Source organism: Pseudomonas sp. TMB3-21 (genome assembly GCF_054898145.1).
The window spans coordinates 5,385,401-5,408,120 of the sequence record NZ_CM142718.1 but is presented as its reverse complement, the minus strand read 5'-3'; the positions used below and the strand labels follow the sequence as shown (position 1 = coordinate 5,408,120).

Annotated in this window: 29 protein-coding genes and 1 tRNA gene; 29 read left to right on the top strand and 1 reads right to left on the bottom strand. The window is 58.6% G+C overall.

The window, feature by feature from the left end; genetic code table 11:
* Positions 1-83: 83 nt before the first annotated feature.
* From ACYZTS_RS24650 to ACYZTS_RS24540, 23 genes are all read left to right on the top strand, one after another.
* Positions 84-159 (top strand) — tRNA-Met (locus ACYZTS_RS24650).
* Positions 160-431: 272 nt separating this feature from the next.
* Positions 432-626 carry a Com family DNA-binding transcriptional regulator gene (locus ACYZTS_RS24645; RefSeq protein ID WP_461996539.1) on the top strand — a complete coding sequence of 65 codons (195 nt, stop codon included), beginning with the start codon at positions 432-434 and terminating at the stop codon, positions 624-626.
* Positions 627-631: 5 nt separating this feature from the next.
* Positions 632-979, top strand: a complete 348-nt coding sequence (locus ACYZTS_RS24640) for a hypothetical protein (RefSeq protein ID WP_461992720.1) — start codon at positions 632-634, stop codon at positions 977-979.
* A 234-nt stretch (positions 980-1,213) separates the two neighbouring features.
* Positions 1,214-1,537, top strand: coding sequence for a phage holin, lambda family (locus ACYZTS_RS24635; protein WP_461992718.1), 324 nt, complete (start codon positions 1,214-1,216; stop codon positions 1,535-1,537).
* Positions 1,534-1,911 (top strand): hypothetical protein, encoded by a 378-nt coding sequence (locus ACYZTS_RS24630; RefSeq protein WP_461992716.1) that lies wholly within the window; start codon positions 1,534-1,536, stop codon positions 1,909-1,911. The genes ACYZTS_RS24635 and ACYZTS_RS24630 overlap by 4 nt, the downstream gene beginning before the upstream one ends.
* Entirely contained in the window at positions 1,880-2,068 is a 189-nt protein-coding gene (locus ACYZTS_RS24625; RefSeq protein WP_461992714.1) for a hypothetical protein, read from the top strand. The genes ACYZTS_RS24630 and ACYZTS_RS24625 overlap by 32 nt, the downstream gene beginning before the upstream one ends.
* A 53-nt stretch (positions 2,069-2,121) precedes the next feature.
* Positions 2,122-2,343: a hypothetical protein gene (locus ACYZTS_RS24620; protein ID WP_461992713.1), complete on the top strand. Its 222-nt coding sequence runs from the start codon at positions 2,122-2,124 to the stop codon at positions 2,341-2,343.
* Complete coding sequence (locus ACYZTS_RS24615; RefSeq protein ID WP_461992711.1) at positions 2,340-2,528, top strand: hypothetical protein; 189 nt, start codon at positions 2,340-2,342, stop codon at positions 2,526-2,528. The genes ACYZTS_RS24620 and ACYZTS_RS24615 overlap by 4 nt, the downstream gene beginning before the upstream one ends.
* Before the next feature lie 8 nt (positions 2,529-2,536).
* The gene (locus ACYZTS_RS24610) at positions 2,537-3,151 is read left to right on the top strand and encodes a hypothetical protein (protein ID WP_461992709.1); all 615 of its coding nucleotides are present in this window, start codon (positions 2,537-2,539) and stop codon (positions 3,149-3,151) included.
* Between the two features lies 1 nt (position 3,152).
* Positions 3,153-4,640 (top strand): terminase, encoded by a 1,488-nt coding sequence (locus tag ACYZTS_RS24605; protein WP_461992707.1) that lies wholly within the window; start codon positions 3,153-3,155, stop codon positions 4,638-4,640.
* A gap of 11 nt (positions 4,641-4,651) precedes the next feature.
* Complete coding sequence (locus ACYZTS_RS24600) at positions 4,652-6,112, top strand: DUF4055 domain-containing protein (RefSeq protein WP_461992706.1); 1,461 nt, start codon at positions 4,652-4,654, stop codon at positions 6,110-6,112.
* Positions 6,105-7,148, top strand: coding sequence for a minor capsid protein (locus ACYZTS_RS24595; RefSeq protein ID WP_461992704.1), 1,044 nt, complete (start codon positions 6,105-6,107; stop codon positions 7,146-7,148). Before ACYZTS_RS24600 ends, ACYZTS_RS24595 begins: the two co-directional genes overlap by 8 nt.
* Positions 7,149-7,172: 24 nt before the next feature.
* Complete coding sequence (locus ACYZTS_RS24590; protein ID WP_461992702.1) at positions 7,173-7,451, top strand: hypothetical protein; 279 nt, start codon at positions 7,173-7,175, stop codon at positions 7,449-7,451.
* A 9-nt stretch (positions 7,452-7,460) separates the two neighbouring features.
* Positions 7,461-8,156, top strand: coding sequence for a hypothetical protein (locus ACYZTS_RS24585; RefSeq protein ID WP_461992700.1), 696 nt, complete (start codon positions 7,461-7,463; stop codon positions 8,154-8,156).
* Between the two features lie 14 nt (positions 8,157-8,170).
* Entirely contained in the window at positions 8,171-9,193 is a 1,023-nt protein-coding gene (locus ACYZTS_RS24580) for a hypothetical protein (protein WP_461992698.1), read from the top strand.
* 47 nt (positions 9,194-9,240) lie between these two features.
* The gene (locus ACYZTS_RS24575; RefSeq protein WP_461992696.1) at positions 9,241-9,780 is read left to right on the top strand and encodes a hypothetical protein; all 540 of its coding nucleotides are present in this window, start codon (positions 9,241-9,243) and stop codon (positions 9,778-9,780) included.
* A 40-nt stretch (positions 9,781-9,820) separates the two neighbouring features.
* Positions 9,821-10,210, top strand: coding sequence for a DnaT-like ssDNA-binding protein (locus tag ACYZTS_RS24570; RefSeq protein WP_461992694.1), 390 nt, complete (start codon positions 9,821-9,823; stop codon positions 10,208-10,210).
* 3 nt (positions 10,211-10,213) lie between these two features.
* Complete coding sequence (locus tag ACYZTS_RS24565) at positions 10,214-10,576, top strand: hypothetical protein (RefSeq protein ID WP_461992693.1); 363 nt, start codon at positions 10,214-10,216, stop codon at positions 10,574-10,576.
* Positions 10,576-11,151 carry a hypothetical protein gene (locus tag ACYZTS_RS24560; protein WP_461992691.1) on the top strand — a complete coding sequence of 192 codons (576 nt, stop codon included), beginning with the start codon at positions 10,576-10,578 and terminating at the stop codon, positions 11,149-11,151. Before ACYZTS_RS24565 ends, ACYZTS_RS24560 begins: the two co-directional genes overlap by 1 nt.
* The gene (locus ACYZTS_RS24555) at positions 11,148-11,543 is read left to right on the top strand and encodes a hypothetical protein (RefSeq protein ID WP_461992689.1); all 396 of its coding nucleotides are present in this window, start codon (positions 11,148-11,150) and stop codon (positions 11,541-11,543) included. Before ACYZTS_RS24560 ends, ACYZTS_RS24555 begins: the two co-directional genes overlap by 4 nt.
* A gap of 9 nt (positions 11,544-11,552) precedes the next feature.
* Positions 11,553-12,038, top strand: a complete 486-nt coding sequence (locus ACYZTS_RS24550) for a phage tail tip fiber protein (RefSeq protein ID WP_461992687.1) — start codon at positions 11,553-11,555, stop codon at positions 12,036-12,038.
* 67 nt (positions 12,039-12,105) lie between these two features.
* Positions 12,106-13,026, top strand: coding sequence for a phage tail tube protein (locus ACYZTS_RS24545; RefSeq protein WP_461992685.1), 921 nt, complete (start codon positions 12,106-12,108; stop codon positions 13,024-13,026).
* Between the two features lie 71 nt (positions 13,027-13,097).
* On the top strand, positions 13,098-13,583 hold the full coding sequence (locus ACYZTS_RS24540) for a hypothetical protein (protein WP_461992684.1): 486 nt from the start codon (positions 13,098-13,100) through the stop codon (positions 13,581-13,583).
* Between the two features lie 426 nt (positions 13,584-14,009).
* Here ACYZTS_RS24540 and ACYZTS_RS24535 read toward each other — a convergent pair whose 3' ends face one another.
* Entirely contained in the window at positions 14,010-14,486 is a 477-nt protein-coding gene (locus tag ACYZTS_RS24535; RefSeq protein ID WP_461992682.1) for a hypothetical protein, read from the bottom strand.
* Positions 14,487-14,643: 157 nt separating this feature from the next.
* Here ACYZTS_RS24535 and ACYZTS_RS24530 point away from each other — a divergent pair, with 157 nt between their 5' ends.
* From ACYZTS_RS24530 to ACYZTS_RS24505, 6 genes are all read left to right on the top strand, one after another.
* On the top strand, positions 14,644-15,048 hold the full coding sequence (locus ACYZTS_RS24530) for a hypothetical protein (protein WP_461992680.1): 405 nt from the start codon (positions 14,644-14,646) through the stop codon (positions 15,046-15,048).
* 85 nt (positions 15,049-15,133) lie between these two features.
* Entirely contained in the window at positions 15,134-17,782 is a 2,649-nt protein-coding gene (locus ACYZTS_RS24525; RefSeq protein WP_461992678.1) for a phage tail tape measure protein, read from the top strand.
* A gap of 17 nt (positions 17,783-17,799) precedes the next feature.
* Positions 17,800-18,384, top strand: a complete 585-nt coding sequence (locus ACYZTS_RS24520) for a hypothetical protein (protein ID WP_461992676.1) — start codon at positions 17,800-17,802, stop codon at positions 18,382-18,384.
* On the top strand, positions 18,384-18,983 hold the full coding sequence (locus tag ACYZTS_RS24515) for a hypothetical protein (RefSeq protein WP_461992674.1): 600 nt from the start codon (positions 18,384-18,386) through the stop codon (positions 18,981-18,983). The genes ACYZTS_RS24520 and ACYZTS_RS24515 overlap by 1 nt, the downstream gene beginning before the upstream one ends.
* Before the next feature lie 6 nt (positions 18,984-18,989).
* Positions 18,990-19,388, top strand: a complete 399-nt coding sequence (locus ACYZTS_RS24510) for a DUF6950 family protein (protein WP_461992672.1) — start codon at positions 18,990-18,992, stop codon at positions 19,386-19,388.
* Complete coding sequence (locus ACYZTS_RS24505; protein WP_461992670.1) at positions 19,388-22,705, top strand: phage tail protein; 3,318 nt, start codon at positions 19,388-19,390, stop codon at positions 22,703-22,705. Before ACYZTS_RS24510 ends, ACYZTS_RS24505 begins: the two co-directional genes overlap by 1 nt.
* Positions 22,706-22,720 lie beyond the last annotated feature (15 nt).

Here is a 22,720-nt window from a genome sequence, read left to right as displayed (position 1 = left end):
ATAGTTAGCATTTTGCCTTCGGCAACGTGCACAGTAAACACCCAAACCCGGCCACCGCGCCGGGTTTTTTATTGCCAGAATTTTGCGTGGTAGAGCAGCGGTCAGCTCGTCGGGCTCATAACCCGAAGGTCGATGGTTCGAATCCATCCCTCGCAACCAGTTTCCCAAACCCTCAGAGCCTCTGACTTGTCACGCTGATGAGGGCTCCATTCAGGCCCTCTGCATCCGCAGGGGCTTTAATACCCGCCAGAATGCAAAAAGCCCCGGCAAATTCGGGGCATTTCGTTCCGACGCGGAGAAAAGAGAGGGCGACTCCAAAGGGTGCGGACACACCCAGAGAAGTCGCCAGATCGCAGAACCAGCCTGCAAGCCAGCCAAGGCCCTCACTGCTCGCGCGAGCGGGGCGGAGCCTAGCAGAAAATCAAAAGGCTTTGCAGATGTTGACAGAATGCAGATGCGGTAATTGCAAACGACTTCTCGCCCGAGTGGGTGAGTTTACTGAGCTCCAGATCAAATGCTCCCGATGCGGGACGTTGAATCATGTGAAGGCCGCGAGCCTCGAGCAATCGCCTTTGAGCGACATGAAAGCGGAATCCTCCGCGCCAATCATTCGACTCAATAGGTGATAAAAATGGAACCACAAGTAATCGGCAGCAACTTTCGCAACGCCCAAGGCCGGGAAACCATCTTCACCCCAGCAGAGAACACTGGAGGCATGATCGTTCGAACCGCGACTATTCACTGCGGTTTTGGCTTCGCCATTCTTGCCACCGGAACTGCACTCCCGCCAGCCTTCGGTGATTTGACGGTTCCAGTTGTGCTTACTGTTCGTAGCGACGCCGCAACCAGCAGCAGCTACAGCGGCTCCTCCGCGACCTTGCCGTTCCCGGTAATCATTCCTGCCGGTAAAGGTCTCTACTTCTCAGGTGATTCAAGCCAAAAGGACCGTGCTTACGTCACCTACGATCCTGTGGTCTGACTGAGTGCAGGCCCGCCTTGAGTGGGCCTGCTTTTTCATCTTCTACCCGCGCTTTTTGCTTTCTGGGGAAAGTGACTGAGTAGCACGAATCTGGAATTGCGAAACAGGCGCATAAGGGCGTCGACGCAGTGAAGGATTACAACCGGCAGCGTGGGAAGACACGCGCACCTATTCAGGGCCTCAGCATGTGCTGGGGCCTTTTCGTTTTTGCTCCCCTCAGGGGAGATCACCGGAATGCTCAATATGCCAGACAGACCTGAGAGCTGGGCCAAGTTCTGGGAGGCAATGAGCAATCCGCTTCTACAGGGCGCAATCATGGCGATCCTAATCTCCCTCTTGCGTGTCTTGTACGACGCCAAAGAAACCAGCAAGCGCCGCATCATTTTCGAGGCGCTGATCTGCGGAGGCCTGAGCCTGTCCGCCAGTAGCGTTATCGCCTGGATGGAGTGGCCCTCGAATCTTTCGGTTGCTGCCGGAGGGGCTATTGGGTTCCTCGGCGTGACTGCCATCCGCGAAATGGTGACCCGCTTTCTGGGGCGCAAGGTTGACTCGTTATGAAAGCGTTCGCCGCTGCAGCAATCATCCTGCTTGTTGGCCTGCTGCTCATAGGTATTCAGCAGTCGCGTGTTGTTGCGCTGAAGGGCGAGGTCGCGTTCGAAGCAGGCGAGAAGAAGAAGGCCGTCGACGCCAACACTGAAAGCCAGGCCACGATCACCACGCTACGGGCCGAAGCCCAGCGCAACGCTGACTACCTGAAAGACCTAAACAAGCGAATCAAGGCCAGCGAAGACAAAGCCAAAAAGGCGAGGAAAGACTTTGAAGACCTCAAACGCAACAGTAAGCCTGTTCGTGATTGGGCTGCTCAGCCTTTGCCTGACGGCCTGCGCGGGAAAGCCGCCAGTGGTAACAAAGACACAGGCCGTAAGAATTGAAGCGCCTGAGCTGATCCCCTGCGAGCGGGTGGACCAAGACGAAGCCGACCTTCGCCTCAATGGTGACGTGTGGGAGCTGAAGGATCAGGCCATCAAGCTGCTCGACACGTGCGCCGACCAGGTGGACGCGCAGATCAAGCGCAGCCAGAGCAAGTAATCCGCGACACGTTTCGCGCAACCGCATTTTGTGTCGCGATATTGGAGATTGGTATGAGCGATCAATCAGGTGAGCACGTTCACTGGGTAAACGATGGGAGAGGGCGCCGGATGGTTTTCGTAGATGGCGAGCTCGTCAATTGGGTGCTGTATGCCAACACTAAAGCCGGTATTGCCGTGGTCTGCGATGACCCTCCTACATGCGCTGACGGCGAACACATCGACTTCCATCCGGTATGGGGAAAGGTCGATGTTGTCGCTGAGGTGGGCGTATGACCGCAGACATTCACGACATCGCCGACCAGCGCCCGCACCTGGTGGTGGCCGCAAGCGATGGTGCTCACGTCATTCCGCATGCCCTGATCCGATCAGTCATTGCCGGTGACAAGCCGTCCGCCATCCTCAGTGAGCCAGTAGTGCAGCGGATCATTGAAGAGTGGCTGCAGCTGATAACCGAATAAGGATTCCCATGACAACGAAGCAACCCGACTGGGAGCGCATTGAACAGCTCTTCCGGGCTGGCCTGCTCTCTGTCCGTGAGATAGCCGCAGCTTGCGGTGTATCCCATACAGCAATCAACAAGCGGTCGAAGGCTGAAGGCTGGGATCGCGACCTGAACGCCAAGATCAAGGCGAAGGCTGATTCGCTGGTTTCCAAACGTGAGGTTTCCACAAAGGTTTCCACGGAAACACTGGCAACCGAACGTGGAATCGTAGAGGCGAATGCTGAGGTCATTGCTGACATCAGGATGGCTCACCGCACAGACATTGGCCGGTCGCGCAGACTCGCCAACAAGTTGCTGGATGAGCTGGAAGCGCTGACTGATGAGCAGGGCACCATCAAGGAGTTGATTTCTCAGTTGAAGGAGGCGGACGACGACGGCGATGCAATGTCCGACGTTCTGGCCCTTGCACACAAGATGGGCGTGCTTCCATCTCGCACCAAGACCATGAAGGAGCTGGCCGAGACACTGAAGACTCTGGTTGCCCTGGAGCGTCAGGCCTACGACCTCGATACCAAATCTGGCGGCAACGACGCCGACGAGCTCTCGAAACTGATGGACGATCTATCGAAGGAAGCCTGACATGAAGCCCGAGCACTTGAAGCTGCTCCGGGATAAGCGTTGGAGGCTGAACAATCTCTACTTCATCACGGACAAGCAGGGCAAGAAGGTCCGCTTCCGGATGACGGACGAGCAGATCGAGTACTTCGATGGGATGCACACGCGCAACATCATCCTGAAGGCTCGGCAGCTCGGCTTCACCACTGAGTGCTGCATTATCCAGTTGGACGCGGCGCTGTTCGAGTCGGCCAAGTGCGCTCTGATTGCTCACACCCTGAACGACGCCAAGCGCCTGTTCAGGGAGAAGGTCAAGTATGCCTATGACAACCTGCCTGCTGAGATACGCGCTGCCAACCCTGCTTCTAACGATGCTGCTGGTGAGCTGGTGTTCAGCAAGGGTGGTTCGCTCTATGTCAGCACCTCATTCCGGGGCGGTACGCTGCGTTACCTGCACGTATCCGAGTTCGGGAAGATCTGCGCCAAGTTTCCCCACAAGGCCAGAGAGATCGTCACCGGCGCCTTCGAGGCTGTGGCCACCGAATGCTTCGTCACGATTGAATCGACGGCGGAGGGCCGGGCCGGTTACTTCTTCGACTATTCGCAGAGCGCAGAGAAACAGCAACTCGCCGGCGTGCCCCTGGGCCTACTGGACTGGAAGTTCTTCTTCTTCAGTTGGTGGAAGAACAAAGCCTATTGGCTTGACCCGTCCGACGTGGTCATCCCGCAGCGCCTGACCGACTACTTCACTGAGCTGTTCGCCAAGCATGGAATCGACACGAACCCAGGCCAGCGCGCGTGGTACGCGGCCAAGGAGAAGACGCTCGGCGACGATATGAAGCGGGAATACCCGTCGATACCGGCCGAGGCCTTCCAGCAATCCATTGAGGGTGCGTACTACGCGCGCCAGTTCACCAAGCTCTATTCAGCGCAGCGCATCGGTCCGCTTCCAGATAACAGCCACCTTCCGGTGCACACGTTCTGGGACATCGGTGTGGGCGACTCTACCGCGATCTGGTTCGTCCGGATCGTGGGTGATGAATATCACGTCATCGACTTCTACCAGAACAGCGGGGAAGGGCTGAGGCACTACATGAAGGTCTTGAAGGATCGCGGTTATCAGTACGCGGACCATTGGGGGCCTCACGACATCGACAACCGCGAGTTCAGCAGTGATGCGAAGACGCGGCGAGAGATGGCTCGGGAAGGTTACGAGATCGACGGTGTGCATTACCGGATGACGTTCTCGGTGGTGCCAAAGATCGGCGTAGACGACGGGATCGATCAGGCCCGAGAGATCCTGCAGCACTGCGCCTTCGATGAGGCCAAGTGCGAGGAGGGGATTTCCTGCCTGGAGAACTACCGCAAAGAGTGGGACGACAAGAAGGGGTGCTGGAAAGACCGGCCGCTTCATGACTGGTCGTCACACGCGGCGGACGCCTTCCGCTACTTCGCTGTCGCGAAAACGAAGCGCGCAGCAATGACCCATATCCCCGTCACATTCACTTTCTGAGGCCATATGCAATGCCCAACTACAGCGCCATCAGGCAGGAGTACAGCGATGCCTTGCCCGGTTGGCAGCTGGTCAAGCGTTGCGTAGCTGGCCCGCGAGAGGTTCGCAAGTACAACGAATATCTGCCCATGCCGGACCCGCTCAACCTGTCGCCTGAAAATTGGGCCCGGTATGAGCAGCTGAAGAAGCGCGCCATGTTCCTGAACGTGGTTGGCCGCACTCGCACCGGGCTACTCGGCGCGGTGTTTCGCAAGACGGCAGAGATCAAACTTCCCTCGGCAATCGACTACTTGCTGGAGAATGCCAGTGGCGACGGTTCGAGCCTTGAGCAGCTGAGTAAGGAGTCCACTGGGGAATGCCTCGACACAGGACGCGGCGGCCTGCTGGTGGATTTCCCGAAGGTTGAATTGCCTGAGGGTCAGACCTCACTCACGGTCGCCCAGGCTGCCAATGCTCGAGCCTACGTTCACTTCTATCCAGCTGAGAGCATCGTCAACTGGCGGGAGGACGTGATCGACGGGGTTAAGCGCCTGACGCTGGTCGTCCTGCACGAAAAGCTCAACGAAGTTACCGATGATGGATTCGAGTTCACCGCGAAGGATCAATACCGGGCACTGCTGCTGATTGGTGGCAGGTATGTTCAGCGCGTGTACACCGAAGACGTGCCGGACGGTCTCGAAAGCAACCCGACCGACAAGGCCGGCAAACCTTTCGATCACATCCCGTTCCACTTCTTCGGCGCCCAGAACAACGACGCCAGCATCGACAAGGCTCCACTGGAAGACCTGGCCGAGGTCAACATTCTCCACTACGGCAACAGCGCCACGGTGGAAGAGTCAGGCTTCATCGCATCGCAGCCGACCCTGTTCATCACCACTGATATTGACCCGGACAGCTTTATCAAGCTGAACCCGAACGGCATGCAGATCGGCTCGCGCAGAGGCCACAACCTCGGCAAAAGCGGCACTGCCACCTTTCTTCAGGCCGATGAAAGCCAGCTGGCCCGCGAGCTGATGAAGGACAAGGAAGAGCAGATGCTCATGATCGGCGCTCGCATTGTCCAGCAGGGCGGCGGCGCGGAGACGGCAGAGGCTGTTCGGATACGGTACAGCTCTGATAATTCGGTGCTCGGCACGATCGCGGGCAACGTGTCCGAGGCGATGCGGTTGGCTCTGTTCGACGCGCAGCGGTTCATGATGGGCGCCGTAGATGAGACCGGGACCGTATTCTGGCTCAACCAGGAGTTCTTCGATCAGGTCATGGACGCTCAGGCGATCCTGGCTCAGATGCAGCTCTGGCAACAGGGCATCATTGCCAAGAAGGATGTCCGGGTGAATCTGCGCCAAGCTGGCGTGCTCGAATCCGACCGAACCGATGAGGATATCGACGCCGACCGCGAGAACGATCCGCCGATCGTCGGCAGCGAGGATCTTCTTCCCGCTGACAAGAAGCCCGAGGTGATCGATGAGTAGTGCAGGCTACCTGACGGACGCTGCCACTCGGCACCAGGTTTACGTCCAGCGATACGCCGGCGGCAACCTGAAGCGGGTTGCATCGTTCATCAGCAAAGCCATAAACACCGCGAAGGCTCGCGTCACAGCTGGCCTAAGCGCTTACGGGACTCGTCGGTACAACTCGCAGATAGAAACGCTCCAAGGCGATCTGCGGGGCATCTACGACGACTTGAAGGGCAGAGCTCAGCTGGACCTCGGCGAGTTCGCGGTCTACGAGGCTGAGTTCAACGCAACCATGCTCGGCAAGGTGGTTCGAGCGGTAGTTCAGCTCAACGTGCCGTCCGCTGAGATGGTGAGCGCTGCTGCGCTGGCAGACCCGCTACAGCTCGAAGCTCGAAAGGGTGTGCAGCGCATCAGCATCGCCGGTGCGCTCGACCAGTTCGGGACCAAGAAGGCCGCCGAAATCATTGGCGAGATTCAGATTGGAGCCAGCTTGGGCGAGACCAGCCAGCAGATCGGCAGGCGCCTCACCAGCATCCACCAGCTGCATCAGGATCAGGCGACATCGCTCGTCAGGACCATGACCAACCATGTCGCCAGCACGGCGCGCATGGAGACGCTCAAGGCGAACGACGACATCCTGAAAGGGTGGCGATGGATCTCAACGCTCGACAGTAAGACGAGCGCCATGTGCCAGGCGCGCGATCAGCATCTGTATGGCTGGGAAGATCCGAAGCCGCCCGGCCATTGGAATTGCCGATCAAGCGCGCTGCCTGTCCTGAAAGATGAGTTTGCTCGCGAAATCAAAGGCTCCACTCGGCCCTCAATCGGCCCTGACGGAGTTGAGTTGGTGTCGAGCAAGACGAGCTATCAGGACTGGCTTTCACGTCAGCCTGCTGCCTTCCAGCGGGATGTGCTCGGGCCGAACCGGTACGCGCTGTTTTCGAAGGGCGAGCTGACTCTCGATAAATTCGTCGATGACAACGGCAAGACGCTGACCCTTCAGCAATTGAAAGACCTTGAGCCGCGCGCCTTCGAGCGAGCAGGGCTCTGACATCGAATCATCAAACGACCGGCCATGAGCCGGTTTTTTACGCCCGCGGCTGAGCCAACGGCAAATCATCCGGGGGATGAAATGAAGGTTATCGAAATTGAGGTAAAGGGCTGCACTGGTTCAGGAAAGTCGCACGTGCTGGACCTGATTGAGCGAGCCTTGAAAGCTGAATACGGACCACATACACAGGTGGCTTCATACGACTTAAGTGTTGAGCGCGGGTTGACGAGCGAGCACCAGCCTCCCAAGGCAAAGGACACGGTGTTCGTTCTGACTGAAACCAACCAGCCGATCAAGGCGTAAGGGGTAACCATGAAATACAAGATCAGCAAGGCCGAATACGAAGAGCTCGATGCAGCTATTCAGGCGCTTTACAAGGCGATGGGCGATGACTTCGTTCTCGTCGTTGAGGGCTTACCCACCAGTGGCGAGGATCTGGAAGGCCTGAAGCGCCAGAACCAGACGCTGCTGGACGAAGCCAAGGAGGCCAAGCGCCTCCGCCGCGAGGCAGAAGAGGCCCGCACGCAGCAGGAGCGGGACGCAGCCAAGGCTCGTGGCGACTTCGAGCAACTGTACGCCAGCAGTGAGCAGGCCCTCGCGGCCGAACGTGCACGTCTTGCCGAGCTGACAACCAGCATTGAGCGCCGCGACCTGACTGCGGCGGCCTCGAAGATTTCCAGCAGCATTGCCGACGGCGAGAACGCCGAGATCCTGGCCGAGTTCGTCGAGCGCCGCCTGAAGATCGTTGAAGGCCAGGTCAAGGTCACGGACGCCTCCGGCAACCTGACCATCGCAACAATCGAAGACCTGGCAAAAGAATTCCAGCAAGCGCCGCGCTACGCAGCATTGGTGCGCGGCACGCAAGCGAACGGTGGCGGGGCTACCGGGGGTAAGGGTGGCGGGGCCACCAAAACGTGGGAACAAATGACCGGCATGGAGCGAGTAGAGCTCCGCCGAACCAACCCCGCCGAGCACGCGCGCATGAAAGCCGCGGCTGAGGCCAAGTAAAAGGATATTCCGCAATGCCAACCATTCTCTCGGACGTCGTCTTCCGCGACGAACTGCGCGACTACATCAGCGTCAACACTGTTGAGCGCACCGCGTTCTTCCAGTCGGGCATCCTGACCAACAACTCGGATATGTCCCAGCTGCTGGCCAGCCCATCCAACACCTTCACCATTCCGTGGTGGGTTGATCTGGACGCGTCCATCGAGTCGAACTACTCGAACGACGTATACACCGACATCGCGGTACCGCTGTCGGTCACCAGTGCTTCTATGCAGGCGCGCGCCGCGTACCTCAACGAAGGTTGGAACTGCATGAACTTGGTGAAGAACATCACCAAGCAGGACCCGCTGGAGTTCGTGGCCGGTCGCCTGATCTCCTACTGGCAGCGTGTTGCCCAGCGCCGCGCCATCGCCACTGCGGTAGGTATCTACAACGACAACATCGCCTCCAACGGCGGTGACATGGTCGTAGACGCCGGCGGCATCATCAACCCTACGGCAGTGATTCGCGCTAAGGGCTCGATGGGCGACTACACCGGCCAGCTGGGCGGCTTGAGCGTCATTGCCATGCACTCGGCTGTTCACACCGAACTGTCGATCCAGAACCAGATCGATTTCACTCCGATGGCCGATCAGACACCTGAGTTCGGTCGCTTCCAAGGCATGCGTGTCGTGCTCGATGACGGTATGCCAGTTATCGGCACCGGTCCGACCGCCAAGTACCTGTCGATCATCTTCGGCCCGGGCGCCATCGGTTATGCCGAGGAGCAGCCTGAAGGCGAAGACGGCCTGGAATACGAGCGAACTCCGGATCGCGGCAACGGTGGCGGCGCCGAAACCCTGTGGACCCGTCGCAACTTCGTTGTGCACCCACTGGGCTTCTCGTTCGACAGCGTGACCATCACCGGTACGCCGACCACCACCCGCCCAATCTCGGCGAACTGGTCCGACCTGGCCCTGGCAACCAACTGGAGCCGCAAGTTCGCTCGCAAGCAGGTGCCTATGGCGTTCATCACTTCGCTCGTAACTGCGGCGTAACTGCTGTCTGGCCCCTCCGGGGGCTGGGCACTTGAAGGAGACACAACATGCCAGTTCAAAAAGACAATCACATCGACCCCAACCTCAAGGCCCGCTGGGGCTTTGCTGGCGAAGAGGGCGACATCACCGTCGGCCCGCAGACTGTCGGCGAGACCGGCGGCGTCGATACTACCCGCACCCGCTCGGACGAAAGCGCCGCTCGCAACAATGGTGGCGGCGCTGAGCCATCCAGCGAGGCATTGCAGCTCGCCGCAGTGAACGAGCTCGCAGCAGGCCTGGAGACCGGCGTACTTAACCCAGTTGAGGGTGACGGGCCAGCGCTGCGCATCCATCAGGCTTTGAGTGGTATCCAGGCAAGCATGACTACCCTGGCTGAAAGCCGCGATAGCGCTCTTGAAAAGGCTGAGTTGCTGCAGAAGCAGGTAGACGACCTTCTGGCCCAGGCGGAGAAAGACCGCCACGAAGACGCAGAAGCGAAGGAAATCGCTGAGCTGAAGGCAAAGCTGGACGCTGCCAAAGTTACCTACCGCGCCAACGCCTCGAAAGAGTCGCTGCAGAAACAGGTGGACGATCTGCCTAAGGCGTAACACCCGGGGCTTCGGCCCCACTCATTCCAGCGGAGGCCAGATGGCAACCTACATCACCGTGGCGGACGTTGACGCCATCCTCGGGCCTACTTGGGCCCCTGATGACAAGAAGGCGCGCGCGGTCCTGCAGGCCAACGCCTATCTGACCTCGCTCAATCTCACCGGCGTTGATATGGACGCCATCCCTGAAGAGGTGAAGCAGGCCGGCGCCGAACTGGCAGTGGTCGCCTCTCAGGGCAAGCTCTACCAGCAGCACACCGAAGGCTCTTTGGAGGCGAAGACGGTGAAGGCTGGCTCGGTCACGACCAGCAAGACGTTCGCCTCGATCGATTCGAGCAAAAGCACGTCACTGCCTGACGGCGTCCAGTTCGCGCTTGGCCTGCTGGGCCCATGGCGCGCCAGCGCCTTCAGCTTCAACGTCTACAGGTGACCCATGGGCATGCGCGAAGAGATTCAAGCCGAGCTGGCGGAGGCGTTCGATACCGATCTTGCTGATGCGGTTCAGGCATTCACCGGTGGCGTGACTCTACCGGGCACGTGGGATCCGGTAACTGAAACCAGCACCGATCCGGTGGTAATCGCCTACAGCGGCCGCGGTGTATTCGACGAGTTCAAGATCGACCGCGTCGATGGCATCAACATCCGAGCCAAAGACCAGTTGCTGATTGCCCTCACCAACGAAACGGTCGGCAATGGCATTCCTGATATGGGCCACAAGATCAACGGCTATGACGTGGTCAACGTCCAGATTGACCCGGCCGGCGCCCATTACGAGATCCAGCTGAGGAAAGTCTGATGACCACCAAAGCGGGCTGGAGCCATAGCCTCACTGAGTTTGCTGATCAGGCTGGCGAGGACATCACCCAGATGGCGCGCGTCATTGCGACCGCCATGCTTACGGAAGTGGTGAACCGCTCACCGGTGGGCAACCCTGAGCTCTGGCAGGCGAACGTCGCTCTGCGCGCAAAGAACGTGGGCCTGGCTGACGCATACGACGCCAATGTCGACACGCGCAACGCGGCACGCACCGGTGGCCGGGCCTTCAAGAAGCTGACCAAGCGTGAGCGTGAAGAGAACTATTTCGTCAAAGCGCAGGCTGCAGGGAAGGGCTACATCGGCGGCACGTTCCGAGGCAGTCACCTGGTATCGATCGGCGCGCCGGACATGAGCGTGACTGACAACGTCGACCCTTCTGGCCGCGACACCATCAGCAAGGGCAGCATGCTCATCAAAGCCTCGGGCCAGTTTCCCGTCATCTACATCCAAACAAACAGTCCCTATGGCGAAATGCTGGAGCTCGGCCATTCCACGCAAGCGCCAGGCGGTGTCTACGACTTGGCCTTCATCGGCGTATCCGAGGCATACAAATGACCTATGAGCAGATCAGGTTGCTCATCGTCAGCCGAATGGCTGCGTTTGCAGGGCTCGCGCCGGAGCGAATCGATTACCCGAATCAACCGGCCGTGTTCACGCCGCCGGAAACCGGTCTGTGGTGCCGGCTGAACATCCAGTACGCATCGGCCTTCATGGCCGGCATGGCGGACCGGCCGTATACCCGTAAGCCCGGGCAGATCAGCATCCAGTGCTTTGCTCGCGTGCGCACCGGGACCAAAGCGCTGAACGAACTGGCCGACTTGCTCGAAGCTCACTTCGCCTACTGGATGTCCGGCGACCTTGAGTGCATGGAAGCCAGCCAGGTGGTCGCCGGCGAGTTCGAGGGCTTCTACCAAATCAACGTCAACATCCGGTTTCGCGCCGGCTGAGAGGAATAAATGCAAAGTACCGACTACGTGCCGGGTGTTTCTGGCTGGAAGATTGGCAAGGAGCTCATGGAATTCAATGGCGGCCCGTGGGGGCCGGTGAGAATTGGCGATCTGAGTAAAGCAGTCGACTCCAAGTCGCCCGCAGACAAACCTCAGCCCGAGCCATTCATCGTTGTCGACGGGGTGGCTTACATCCGGCAGGCCGAGGTCGATGAAGCCCGTATCCCGAAGCCAAAGATCGCTTCTGAGTGGTCCGTGAAAGTTGAGCTGCTGAACGGCCGCTATGTGGCGTCCGGCATCGGGCTCGGGCTGGATTCGCAGTTCCTTGTCTCTGCTGATCGCTTTGCAGTCAATGGGCGAGACGCCGGGCAGATCCTCGACGATTTTGCCAGTCACATCTCCGCGACGGCCGAGCAAATCAAGCCGGTTGCCGAAACTGTCCGCGACGTACTCCGCGAAGAGCTCAAGCCCGGCGGAATTCTGCACCGCAAGTAACCAGCCCATTGGGCCTGCCAACCCCGCCATGAGCGGGTTTTTTTATGCCCGCGAATAGGAGGCTCCAATGAGCTCAGGCGCAAAAGTTGTAAGTCACATCATCAAAGAGGTGACGCCTGGCGTTACTCCAGCCGGCACATGGGACACGCTGCGCCTCACCGGCAACGCACTGACCCCGACCGTCAACACTGAGGTCAGCGACGAAATCACCGATACCCGGCTCAGCCAAGGCTCGGTGGCCACCAGCATTGATATCGGCGGCGACCTGTCCGCAGAGTTCTCGTTCGGCTCGTTTGACCAGCTACTGGAAGCGGCCTTCTATGGCTTGTGGACCGCTGACGTGCTGCGCGTGGGCGATACCCGCCACACCTTCAGCATCGCCAAAGGCTACAACGATGTTGGCGTCTACGGCGTGTTCAAGGGCGCTCACGTTTCGACGTTTGCCCTGGATATCCCATCCGAAGGCAAGGTCACCGCCACGTTCAACATGGCGTGCCTGGATTACACCGACGGCGAAGTGCCGATCGTTGTGGCGCCGAACGCCCCGACCACCACGCCGTTCCTGTCGAACAACAACGTCGGCACGATTCTGGTTAATGGCCTGTCGTTGGAAGGCGTAGCCTGCGTCTCGGCCATGACCGTCAACCTCGACAACAGCCTCCAAACTCAGCGATGCCTTGGCTCTGAAAGCCTCGGCCCGGGCGCGCACATCGCCACCGAAGCAGCCATCACCGGCAGCATCACGTTGGCCTGGTCGCAACGCGCTTGGGAGATCTGGAAGAACACTTTCACCCGCGCGCCGATTGCTGTGGTGTTTCCGATCACTGATGCGCTCGGCAACAAATACACGTTCAACTTCCCAGCAGTGGAAGTGGATGGAGAGCTTCCGAACGGCGGTAAGCGGGACCTGATCGAGGTGACGCTGAATTACACCGTCGCCAAGCTCAGCCCCACCATCACCCGAGAAGCTGCTGACCCTACTCCGTAACACCTTTGACTGCTCCGGCTCGAACGCCGGCCGGGGCGGTCCTTTTATTGGCGTGGCGTTGAGGATTGATCATGGCTTTGCAACTGGGCAAGAAGAAGGCTGCCGCCGCTGGCGAGCAGTGGAAAGACTTCGATAAGGACACCAAGGTGTTGCTTTCCGGCATCGACAATGCCGAGTACCAGATCGGCCTTGAGCGCATGCGCCGCCGCCTGGTGCGGAACGACTCGCGCTTCGAAGAGGGCGAGGTCGGCGTAGTTGCCGGCGAGAAGACCGAGCACCAGAACCACGCGATGCTGCTCAGCCACTTCATTGTGAAGGACTGGGCCGGCGTGCTTGACTCTGAAGGCGACCCGATCAAATACAGCCCGACAGTTGCCGCAGAGCTGCTGGAAACGAACATCGAGTTTTTCATCTTCGTATTGCGTGAGAGCGGCAAGATCTCCGCCGTAAACGCTGAAGAGCTGGAAGAGACAGTGGGAAAGCCGTCGCCCGCTTCCAGTGGGAAAGAGAGTGGGCGGGCCAAGCCGAAAAGCGGCGCACGGTCTACCAGCGCCTAAACCTGAAAATTCCCGGCGAGCCTGCTACTGATCCGATTACGGCCTACCTGCTGAACACCTTCCGCAACGTATGCCGGGGTCGCCGGTTCATCGCCGGCATGGCTGGGGCGTTCCCCCTGCCGCTGTCGGGTCGGGAAATATCAGACTGGCTGGACTCGCACCCTTCGCCATTGGCTCGGGACGAGGTGGACGAGGTGATGTTTGCGCTGGATGCGGTGTGCTTGGCTGGGGATGGCGAGGAGTAAAACTCCACATCTGGAGCTTAAACGAGGTGAGATGATGGATACTGATAATGTAAATCGAGTTGGATCAATGAGGACTGAGAGCGCCAATCAAAGGACTATCTTTGCGGGTCGCGTGGATCTCGCCGATCAACCACTGATTGAGCGAGCTTTCATCACACATGAAAGCTCTGCAAGGGCCGCGTTATGCGACGTAGAGACGGTAGATGTTGTCCTGAAAGTCCAGAACTAACCTGCCAGCCTTAAGGACAAGAACACCAATTATAAGGCTTTCGCCGTGGTCTCCATCGTCCACGAGGTTTGACGAAAATACGTCGGTCTCGTACTGGTTTCCAGTTTCAGGCAGAAAGATATGAGCTAAGTGCTGGGTTGAATCAGTCCATCCTCCGCCATTTCGCAACCTCGCAGTGCCGATCTGTGGGCATCCAGCTTCAGCGATCAATTTTGGCGTCGCATAGTTATTGTCGGCGCCGGTGTCGACCAGCGCGTACGTGGGCTTAAGGCCTGTGAGCATTTTTGGTCCTGAGCCGTGGTCCGGGTCGTATCTCAATACCGCGATGACAACCGGCCTGCCTGGCGGGCGGTCGTAAGCTTTCCCGTCTTTTCGTAAAAACCTGATTTGTGCGAATTTGGTTCCATCCGGTACGGCGTATGCACTCACTGGGATCTCCTTGAAAATGCTCGTATGTTGATCTGCTGTCCGCCGAACGCTACTACCTTGTTTGCCATTGAGCTACTGAGGATTCGTACAGGCGGTTTTGGCGCTTCCCTCGGATGGTGGTAGATTCACCTGAATCATGAGAAGGAGTTCTAAAAACGTGAAATTGCTTAAAGCAGCGGCACTCATATTTTGCGCCGCAGTCATGTCGGGCTGCGCACAGCCACCGAAAAAGCCTGATATGCCACTCTCGCAGGTGCATCCAACTCCAATTTGCGAGGGCGAGAAACAGTGCTCGGAAATGTGGGGCCGAGCTATAACCGCCGCGTCTACGGTTACTCGTATGAAGGTCGCAACTGTGAATGACACCTTCATCCAGACCTATCCAACTAATCAGATCGGTTATTTGAATGGGCAGGTATACAAGCAAGGCCTCGGTGATGGGCGATATTCGATCGTTGGAAAATTTGATTGTGGGCGACAGAGTTGGTGCGATGGGCTCAGGAACAGCGCTCAAAATTTATTTAACGTTTCTGTCCAGGGTTTTACCCCTGTAAAAAAATGACCTCCGCGACCCAACCGGTTGCGTGAAGACGATTCCATAAAAGAAAACCGGCTTATTGCCGGTTTTTTTACGCCCGGAGAAAATCATGTCTCAAACTTCACGCCTCGTTCTTGAGATCGACAGCCGGGACGCCGAGAAGAAAGCAGATGACACCCGAAGAGCTCTCAGAGAGGTCGAAAAGGCCGGCGTCGGCATGCGCCCGGCGATGGCCAAAGCCGGCGCATCACTGAAAGACCTGGGCGACAAGGCAGGCTCCGCATCACCACAGGTTGCAGGTATGCGGCAAAGCCTCAGCAACCTGGCCTTATCGGCTGGGCGCCTCCCATTACCCCTGGCAGCAGCAGCAACGGCCATGCTTGCGGCCGTCAAAGTGGCAAAGGACGCCGAGGCATACACCAACCTCACCAACCGGCTGAAATTGGTCACGGAAGGCTCCCTGCAGCTCGCATTCGCCCAGCAAACCGTGTTCCAGGTAGCGCAAGACACCCGGCAGTCGATGGAATCCACCGGACAGGTTTACCAGCGGATCGCGCAAAACGCCAAACAGCTGGGACTCAACTTTGGCGAGGTAGCCAGTATCAGCAAGACGGTTAGCCAAGCCGTCGCGCTTAGCGGTGCCAGCGCTCAGGCTGCCGACGCTTCCATGGTTCAGTTCGGCCAGGCTCTCGCCTCGGGTACGCTCCGCGGCGATGAGCTCAATTCGATCATGGAGCAGACACCGGCACTTGCCCAGGCGATCGCTCGGGGGCTGGGCGTCACGATCGGTCAGCTCCGGGCAATGGGCGCAGAAGGCAAGCTCACATCGGAAAAGGTGGTTGAGGCCCTGCAGAACCAGAGGGACAAAGTAGACCAGTTGGCCAGCAGCCTATCGGTCACCAGAAGCCTATCGGTCACCAGAAGCCAGGCAATGGTTGCATTCAACAACTCGTTAATGATGACTGCCGGCAACCTGGACAACGCAACGAGTGCGAGCAGTCGTTTTGCATCGGGCATCCTGTCGCTCTCCCAGGCGATGGATCGATTCAACTCCGGAGAATTCCTCGACTTCTTCCGTGACGACAAGCAGACAGTCGCCGGGCTGAATAACCAGCTCAGTGTGACCATGTCGGAGATGCGCGACCTTGGCGACTTGCGAGCCAAGCTCATGAAAGGCCAGGCCGGCGACACGGCGTTCTACAAATTCAAGTTTTACAACGTGGATGCCCTGGACAAAGAGATTTCCGGCCTAGATGCGAAAACCCGCACTATCACCGCGCTCAAAAACCGCATGCAGAAGGGGGCTGCTGACGTGGCCGCCCAATCACCCGTCGGTGACGCCCGCACCGACGCAACGAACCCTGCTTACGAAAAGATGCTGGAGACCCTGAAGAAGCAGGCAGCCCTACAGGGGGAGAACACCGAAGCCGCCAAGGTCCGCTACGCGATTGAGAGCGGCGAGCTCGGCAAGTTGTTGCCAGCACAGCAGAAGTTGCTTCTGCAGTACGCCAAGGAGAAGGACGCCAAACAGTTATCAGAGGATGCGACCAAGAAAGCCGCGCAAACCAGCGAGCAGGCAAGAAACGCCACGCAGCGCGCCTTCGAGACCTCAAGCGAGGGCTATCAGCGGCAGATCGAGCTGATCAATGTCACAACCGATAAGCGCAGGGAGGCGTCCGAGGCGACCAAGCTGGCTTTCGAGATCGAAGCGGGGAAGCTTGATGGCCTAACCGAGAAGCAAAAGGTTTATCTCAAGGGTAAGGCTGAAGAGCTGGACGCACTTAAAAAAATCAAGGAGGCAAACGAAGCCGCCGCCAAATTCAACGCGTTCCTGATTTCTCAGCAAAGCCAAACGCTGACCCAGAAGAATGGGTACGACATGGACCTTGCCGGGCTCGGATCGGGCGATAAAACCCGTGAGCGTCTGCGCGAGGAGATGCAGCTGCGTCAGCAGTATGAGAGCGATCTAAAAGAACTGGCAGCCCAGCGAACCAGCGAGGATTTGAATCAGGGCGAGTACATTCAGCAGACCGAAGCCCTACGCGAGCAGCTAGCCGCGCGCCTGGTCAACCAGCAGGACTATTACAACCAACTGGATCAAGCCCAGCAGAACTGGGTAAGCGGTGCTTCCTCAGCCTTTCAGACGTATTCCGACGAAGCGGCCAATGTCGCCGGCCAGACCCGAGATCTGTTCAGTAACGCGTTCGGCAACATGGAGGACGCCATCGTTGACTTTGTGAAGACCGGGAAGCTGTCGTTTTCTGATCTAGCCGACGGAATCATTTCCGACCTTATCCGCATTCAGGTGCGGCAGGCGGCTGTAGCCATGTTCAGCAGCTTTGCCGGGGCAGGGTTTGGCATGGGTTTCTCCGGCGGTGGCTATACCGGTGACGGCGGTAAGTTCGAGCCGAAGGGCGTGGTGCACGGTGGCGAGTTCGTGGTGAAAAAGGAAGTTGTCAGCCAGCCAGGTGCAAGGGAATTCCTCGAGCGGATGAACCGCAACTCCAACGGATACTCCGATGGCGGCTATGTCACTCCTACTGCGGCTGCAGCTACTACCAGCGTCACACAGGGCGCGTCTTCCAGTGGAGCGGCGCCGAGCATCACCCAGCAGTTCAGCTTTCAGGGCACGCCTGACGACTCGACCATCAGCCTTGTAAAGGACGCCGCTTATCAGGGCGCGAAAGGCGGATACGAGATGGTTATGCGAGACCTGAAACAGAACGGACCTATCCGCCAGCTGATCGCGCGGCGCTAAGCCTTAAGGAGTAACGCATGGCTCTCACGTGGCCGGCTTCGCTGCGCCCGTCAGAAATGACGTGGGGCGTCGTCAACAACAGCAGGGCGTTCACCTCGACGCTTTCGAACGCCCAGCAAATCGTCGGTTTCGCGGGTGCTTACTGGCAATGCACGCTGACGTTTGGGCTCCTGACGCGCGCGCAGGAGCGCGAGCTCACGTCATTCCTCGGCAAGCTGGATGGGATGTTCGGGACTTTCAACCTACCGGCATTCACTCGCCGGCGCACTGTCAGCGTGGGATCGCTCACAGTCGTAACTGGCAATGCCCAGGCTCGCAGCATGCTGATTCAGGGTGCCACACCAAACGCTCCTGTGTTCAGCGCTGGCGACTACATCACGATTGCTGGCGAGATGTTCGAGGTAACTGACCCTGTTTCCTCGAACGCACAGGGGAGGGTGACAGTCACGCTTAACAAGCGGATCCGCAAGACCATGACGGCTGGTGCAGCGATCGAGTATCTGAACCCTTACTCAGAAATGCGCATGACTTCGGATACCTGGGCTCTGTTAATCCGTCCGGTCGTCGCCAACGGCAGCTACCAATTCAGGGAGGCGTTCTGATGCCATCGGCATTCCCATTCAGTCAAAGCGTCGTGGACATCATCGCGACAGGCAAATTTATGCCGGTGTACGCCGTGCAGCTCGATTTTGTCGACGGCATGGTCTTCGCGCACACCGGCACCGGCCAACTGGTCGTTGATGGCATCACTTACGACGGCGTAGGCAATTTCGGAGAGGTGAGCCAGTCGCAGGAAAGCGACAACTCAGGTTCGCCCATGTCGGTCGACCTGACCTTGAGCGGGCTGGACTCTTACATCCTTTCCGAAACCAACGTGCGCGGGTGTCGCGGCCGGTTGGCCAAGGTCCTATTCGTAGTGTTCGACGAGGCCGGAAACTACGCCGCCGACATCCTGTTTTCCGGCCGCATGGACGCTGCCAAGTTCTCGTTCGCCGGCAATGGAGAGGACGGCAACAGCATCACAGTGCCGGTCATTGACCGCATGGCGGAGTGGAGCCGGACCGGTACCGAGCGATTCACCGATGAGAACCACCGCGCGCGCCACGGCGGTGATCGATTCTTCTATGCCATCGCCCAAATGTCCGAATGGCCCATTTACTGGGGGTCCACAAAAGACGCTCCCACATTCAATTACGAGTAACCGCCCATGCGACAAAGAGACTGGACCACGCGTCTGCATGACGTGATCAAGGCTGCCCAAGGGCGGCCTTTTTCGTGGGGCGAATTCGACTGCTGCCTGTTCGCGGCCGACTGCTCGTCAGCTGTAAGCGGTGTGGATCCTGCGGCGAACTACCGCGGCAAATACAAGACCGAGAGCGGCGCAAAGCGGCAGCTGAAGAAGCAACACGGCAGCCTCGAAGCTGCTTGGGATGCCTGCTTCTCAAGGGTTGCCCTGCCATACGTCCAGCGCGGCGACGTCGTGCTGTACGACGCGCCGCGGGGCCGAAGCATGGCTGTCTTCTGGGCTGGCGATTACTGGTCAACGACCGATGACGGCGTTGCTCGGGTTGACTGTGAGCCGCTGGCTGCATGGAGAGTTGAATAATGAGCTCTGGAGTAAAGAAACTCGCCCAGGTTGTCGTTGGTGCAGTGGTTGGTTTTGCGCAGGGCGGCCCTTGGGGCGCTGTCATCGGCGCGGGCCTGGCCTTCTACGCCGCAGAGCAGCAGGAAAAGCTCAACACCAAATCACCACTCCGCGACAACGAACCATCCGCCCAAACCGTCAGGTCATCGAAAGCGCCGGTCCGCTTCATTCTCGGGCGCGTGGCGACTGGCGGCGTATTGGTGTGGGCGCAAGAGCAAGCGGGTTTCCAGGGTGAGGGCGAATGGCTCCACATGGTGTACGTGCTGAGCGAGGGCCCAATTGATGCACTGGAAAACATCTATCTTGGCGAGGAAGAGATCGGTTCGTTCGGTGCGTTCGCAAGTTACGAACTGATTGTGAATCCCACGCAAGTTAATGCGTTCCTGCTGGCCAACTGTGCCGGCTGGAAAGATAGTCAAATCGGACGCGGACTGTCGTTTGTTCGGTTGTCACTTCGTTACAGCGCTGAGAAGTACCCGTCCGGCATCCCAGATGTCCGCTTTGTCGTGCGCGGGCGCAATGATATTTACGATCCACGCTCCGGCACAGTTGGTTATTCCAGCAATACCGCACTCCACATGCTGTGGTTTCTGCGCGCAAGATGCGGCGTGCCCGACGATGAGATCATTTTCCCCACCTTTGTCAGTGCTGCCAACGTCTGTGACGAGGGCGTCACCAACGCGGACGGCTCGGTCAGTCAGCGCTATCGGTCGTCCTGCGTAATCGGCGCCGACGAGCAGCGCACCGGCGTACTGCAAAAGCTGGAGGCGGCCTGCGCCGGCAAGCTGATTCGTGTGGGCGGTAAGTGGATGCTCCAAGCGGGGGCATATTACGGCCCGTACGACTTTGAAATCACCGAAGACATGGTGATTGGCACCATCACCGGCAGCACCGAGCCAACCAACGACGCGGCCATCAACACGGTGCGCGGCACCTTCATTGATCCGTCCCAGTCCTGGACCGAGACGGACTATCCAGAGGTGCGGGTTGATGAGTGGGTCGTCGAAGATGGCGGTGAAGCCGCCGAGACGCTGACCTTCTCCTACGTTACCGATCCTTACCAAGCTCAACGCCTGGCGAACATCGAACTGCGGCGCCGTCGCGGCGGCGGGACAATCAACATTCCGATGAATCTGTCCGGCTACAACTGCCGTCCGGGTCGCGTCATCCGGGTCAATCTGCCTTCGCTCAACATCCTTGGGGAGTTCATCGTTACCAACTGGTCGATGGGCAACAAAGACGGCTGCAGCGTGTCGGTCGCCCAGTATGAGCCGGCAATTTTCAGCGACGCAGTGGGGCAGCCGTACAACCCGATCGGCTTCATCAATCTGCCAGCCGGCGGGCTGGGGTCGCCGACGAATCTCACGTGGACCCAGCAAGCGACCGCAGAAGTGATTCAGGGCGTGCTGTCGTGGCTTCCACCGGCAGGCATCGTGAAGGAATACATTGTCACCGTGCGCCAAGGCGTGAACGTCACCCAGTCCCACAACGTTCCGGCGACATCCACGGAATGCGCTATTAACGGTCTGCTGTCTGGCAACTACACGATGAGCGTGGCAGCAGCAGGTCCATTGGCTCGGTCGGGTGAGGCCGCTATCTCCGTCAGCATCAACGGTCCGCCTATCCCAGAGTCGTGCGTCGTTCAGTCCTCGATCGATAACATCGTGCTGATTCCGCAGAATCCGAATTACGGTCTGAACGGCGGTACCTACGAGTATTTCTTCAGCACCTCGCCAACGGCAACAGCGGCAGATGCGGATTACTTGGGGCAAGGATTGTCGTTCACCCATACTGGGCTGGCGTTCTACACGAATTATTATTACTTCGTGCGCTCGTCAAATGCCTATGGGAAGAGCGCATTCCTGTACGTGCCGGCGTCTACATCCAACGACATTTCCGCCTACCTGGCTGCAATGGCAGGAAAGATCGGAGAGACGGAGCTCGGTAAGGACCTTCTGGACAGAATTGACCTGATCGATGGCAGCGGCCCTGGCTCGGTAAACGAGCGGCTGCAGGACCTGCAAGACGAGATCGGTGATCTGGTCGATGCTCTGGTCTATGTTCCGACCGACCCCTACGTAAGGGACAACACTGTCAGGGCTGGCGACAATCTATGGACAGCGATTGCCGACGTTCCAGCAAACGCAGATGGATCGAATGGGCCGCCGAACGCGACTTACTGGGTGAACAGCGGCCAGTCGATCAGGACCGCCAACGGCCTTGCGGCTCAGGTCACTCAGAACACCGCCAACATCACTACCGTGGACGGCAAGACGACAGCGAATGCTCAACAAATCTCCGGCTTGCAAACGGAGCTGACCGGTAAGGCGAGTGTCGATGCGCTGAACAGCTTGACCGGGACAGTGACGGATCAGGGCGACACCATCACTGCGCAAGGCTCCGCTATAACCGGCATCACGTCGCGGCTTGGTAGTGCGGAGACGGGGATAGCAGCGCAGGCCCAAGCGATCACCGATCTTGATACTGAGGTCACGACGATCGATGGAAAGGTAAACGCTCAGGCGACGAAGATCGATGGCGTGTTTGCTCAAGTTAATCCCGCGCTTGCAGGGGATACCGCAGGATACGCAGGCTCCGACCAGATGTTCGTCGGTGTTTGGTCAGAGCAGTCCGCTCGCATCGAGGACGGCGTAGCGACCGGGAAACGGATCGATGTGGTGCAGGTGTCCGTCAATGGAGTTTCATCTGCAGTCCAGACGGAAAGCCTGGCCCGGGCATCTGCCGATAGCGCCATGGCAAGCCAGATCGCAACGGTGCAGGCCGTGGCCAATGGTGCCTCAGCTGCAGTTCAGACGGTGTCGCAGGCTCAGGCAAGCACTGATGGCAAATTATCGACGATGTGGTCGGTGAAAATGCAGGTCAACGCTCAAGGCCAGTACGTTGCTGCTGGTATTGGGCTTGGTATTGAGAACACAGCTGCCGGGCTGCAAAGCCAGTTCTTGGTTAGCGCTGATCGCTTCGCCATCGTCAACGGAATCAACGGCAACCTGTCCGTTCCATTTGCGGTTCAGAACGGCCAAGCGTTTCTTCAATCTGCCTTCATTCTCGACGGCACCATCACCAACGCCAAGATCGGCAGCTATATCAGTTCCACCAACTACATCGCCGGTCAGCAGGGATGGATTCTGAACAAGGACGGGACTCTGGAGATCAACGGAGTAGTGCCTGGTCAGGGCCGTCTCATCATTAACTCGCAAAACGTTTCGGTGTACGACGCCAATAATGTGCTGCGCGTCCGTCTCGGGTATCTGGGGTAGAGCATGGCCTATGGA

Excerpts from the sequence above, each read along its gene's own strand:
- ACYZTS_RS24510 (WP_461992672.1), top strand. The coding sequence starts at position 18,990 with ATGCGACAAAGAGACTGGACCACGCGTCTGCATGACGTGATCAAGGCT.
- ACYZTS_RS24560 (WP_461992691.1), top strand. The coding sequence starts at position 10,576 with ATGACCACCAAAGCGGGCTGGAGCCATAGCCTCACTGAGTTTGCTGAT.
- ACYZTS_RS24600 (WP_461992706.1), top strand. The coding sequence starts at position 4,652 with ATGCCCAACTACAGCGCCATCAGGCAGGAGTACAGCGATGCCTTGCCC.
- ACYZTS_RS24595 (WP_461992704.1), top strand. The coding sequence starts at position 6,105 with ATGAGTAGTGCAGGCTACCTGACGGACGCTGCCACTCGGCACCAGGTT.
- ACYZTS_RS24630 (WP_461992716.1), top strand. The coding sequence starts at position 1,534 with ATGAAAGCGTTCGCCGCTGCAGCAATCATCCTGCTTGTTGGCCTGCTG.
- ACYZTS_RS24515 (WP_461992674.1), top strand. The coding sequence starts at position 18,384 with ATGCCATCGGCATTCCCATTCAGTCAAAGCGTCGTGGACATCATCGCG.
- ACYZTS_RS24550 (WP_461992687.1), top strand. The coding sequence starts at position 11,553 with ATGCAAAGTACCGACTACGTGCCGGGTGTTTCTGGCTGGAAGATTGGC.
- ACYZTS_RS24590 (WP_461992702.1), top strand. The coding sequence starts at position 7,173 with ATGAGCCGGTTTTTTACGCCCGCGGCTGAGCCAACGGCAAATCATCCG.
- ACYZTS_RS24605 (WP_461992707.1), top strand. The coding sequence starts at position 3,153 with ATGAAGCCCGAGCACTTGAAGCTGCTCCGGGATAAGCGTTGGAGGCTG.
- ACYZTS_RS24525 (WP_461992678.1), top strand. The coding sequence starts at position 15,134 with ATGTCTCAAACTTCACGCCTCGTTCTTGAGATCGACAGCCGGGACGCC.
- ACYZTS_RS24620 (WP_461992713.1), top strand. The coding sequence starts at position 2,122 with ATGAGCGATCAATCAGGTGAGCACGTTCACTGGGTAAACGATGGGAGA.
- ACYZTS_RS24635 (WP_461992718.1), top strand. The coding sequence starts at position 1,214 with ATGCTCAATATGCCAGACAGACCTGAGAGCTGGGCCAAGTTCTGGGAG.
- ACYZTS_RS24505 (WP_461992670.1), top strand. The coding sequence starts at position 19,388 with ATGAGCTCTGGAGTAAAGAAACTCGCCCAGGTTGTCGTTGGTGCAGTG.
- ACYZTS_RS24585 (WP_461992700.1), top strand. The coding sequence starts at position 7,461 with ATGAAATACAAGATCAGCAAGGCCGAATACGAAGAGCTCGATGCAGCT.
- ACYZTS_RS24580 (WP_461992698.1), top strand. The coding sequence starts at position 8,171 with ATGCCAACCATTCTCTCGGACGTCGTCTTCCGCGACGAACTGCGCGAC.
- ACYZTS_RS24570 (WP_461992694.1), top strand. The coding sequence starts at position 9,821 with ATGGCAACCTACATCACCGTGGCGGACGTTGACGCCATCCTCGGGCCT.
- ACYZTS_RS24520 (WP_461992676.1), top strand. The coding sequence starts at position 17,800 with ATGGCTCTCACGTGGCCGGCTTCGCTGCGCCCGTCAGAAATGACGTGG.
- ACYZTS_RS24575 (WP_461992696.1), top strand. The coding sequence starts at position 9,241 with ATGCCAGTTCAAAAAGACAATCACATCGACCCCAACCTCAAGGCCCGC.
- ACYZTS_RS24555 (WP_461992689.1), top strand. The coding sequence starts at position 11,148 with ATGACCTATGAGCAGATCAGGTTGCTCATCGTCAGCCGAATGGCTGCG.
- ACYZTS_RS24540 (WP_461992684.1), top strand. The coding sequence starts at position 13,098 with ATGGCTTTGCAACTGGGCAAGAAGAAGGCTGCCGCCGCTGGCGAGCAG.
- ACYZTS_RS24565 (WP_461992693.1), top strand. The coding sequence starts at position 10,214 with ATGGGCATGCGCGAAGAGATTCAAGCCGAGCTGGCGGAGGCGTTCGAT.
- ACYZTS_RS24610 (WP_461992709.1), top strand. The coding sequence starts at position 2,537 with ATGACAACGAAGCAACCCGACTGGGAGCGCATTGAACAGCTCTTCCGG.
- ACYZTS_RS24545 (WP_461992685.1), top strand. The coding sequence starts at position 12,106 with ATGAGCTCAGGCGCAAAAGTTGTAAGTCACATCATCAAAGAGGTGACG.
- ACYZTS_RS24615 (WP_461992711.1), top strand. The coding sequence starts at position 2,340 with ATGACCGCAGACATTCACGACATCGCCGACCAGCGCCCGCACCTGGTG.
- ACYZTS_RS24640 (WP_461992720.1), top strand. The coding sequence starts at position 632 with ATGGAACCACAAGTAATCGGCAGCAACTTTCGCAACGCCCAAGGCCGG.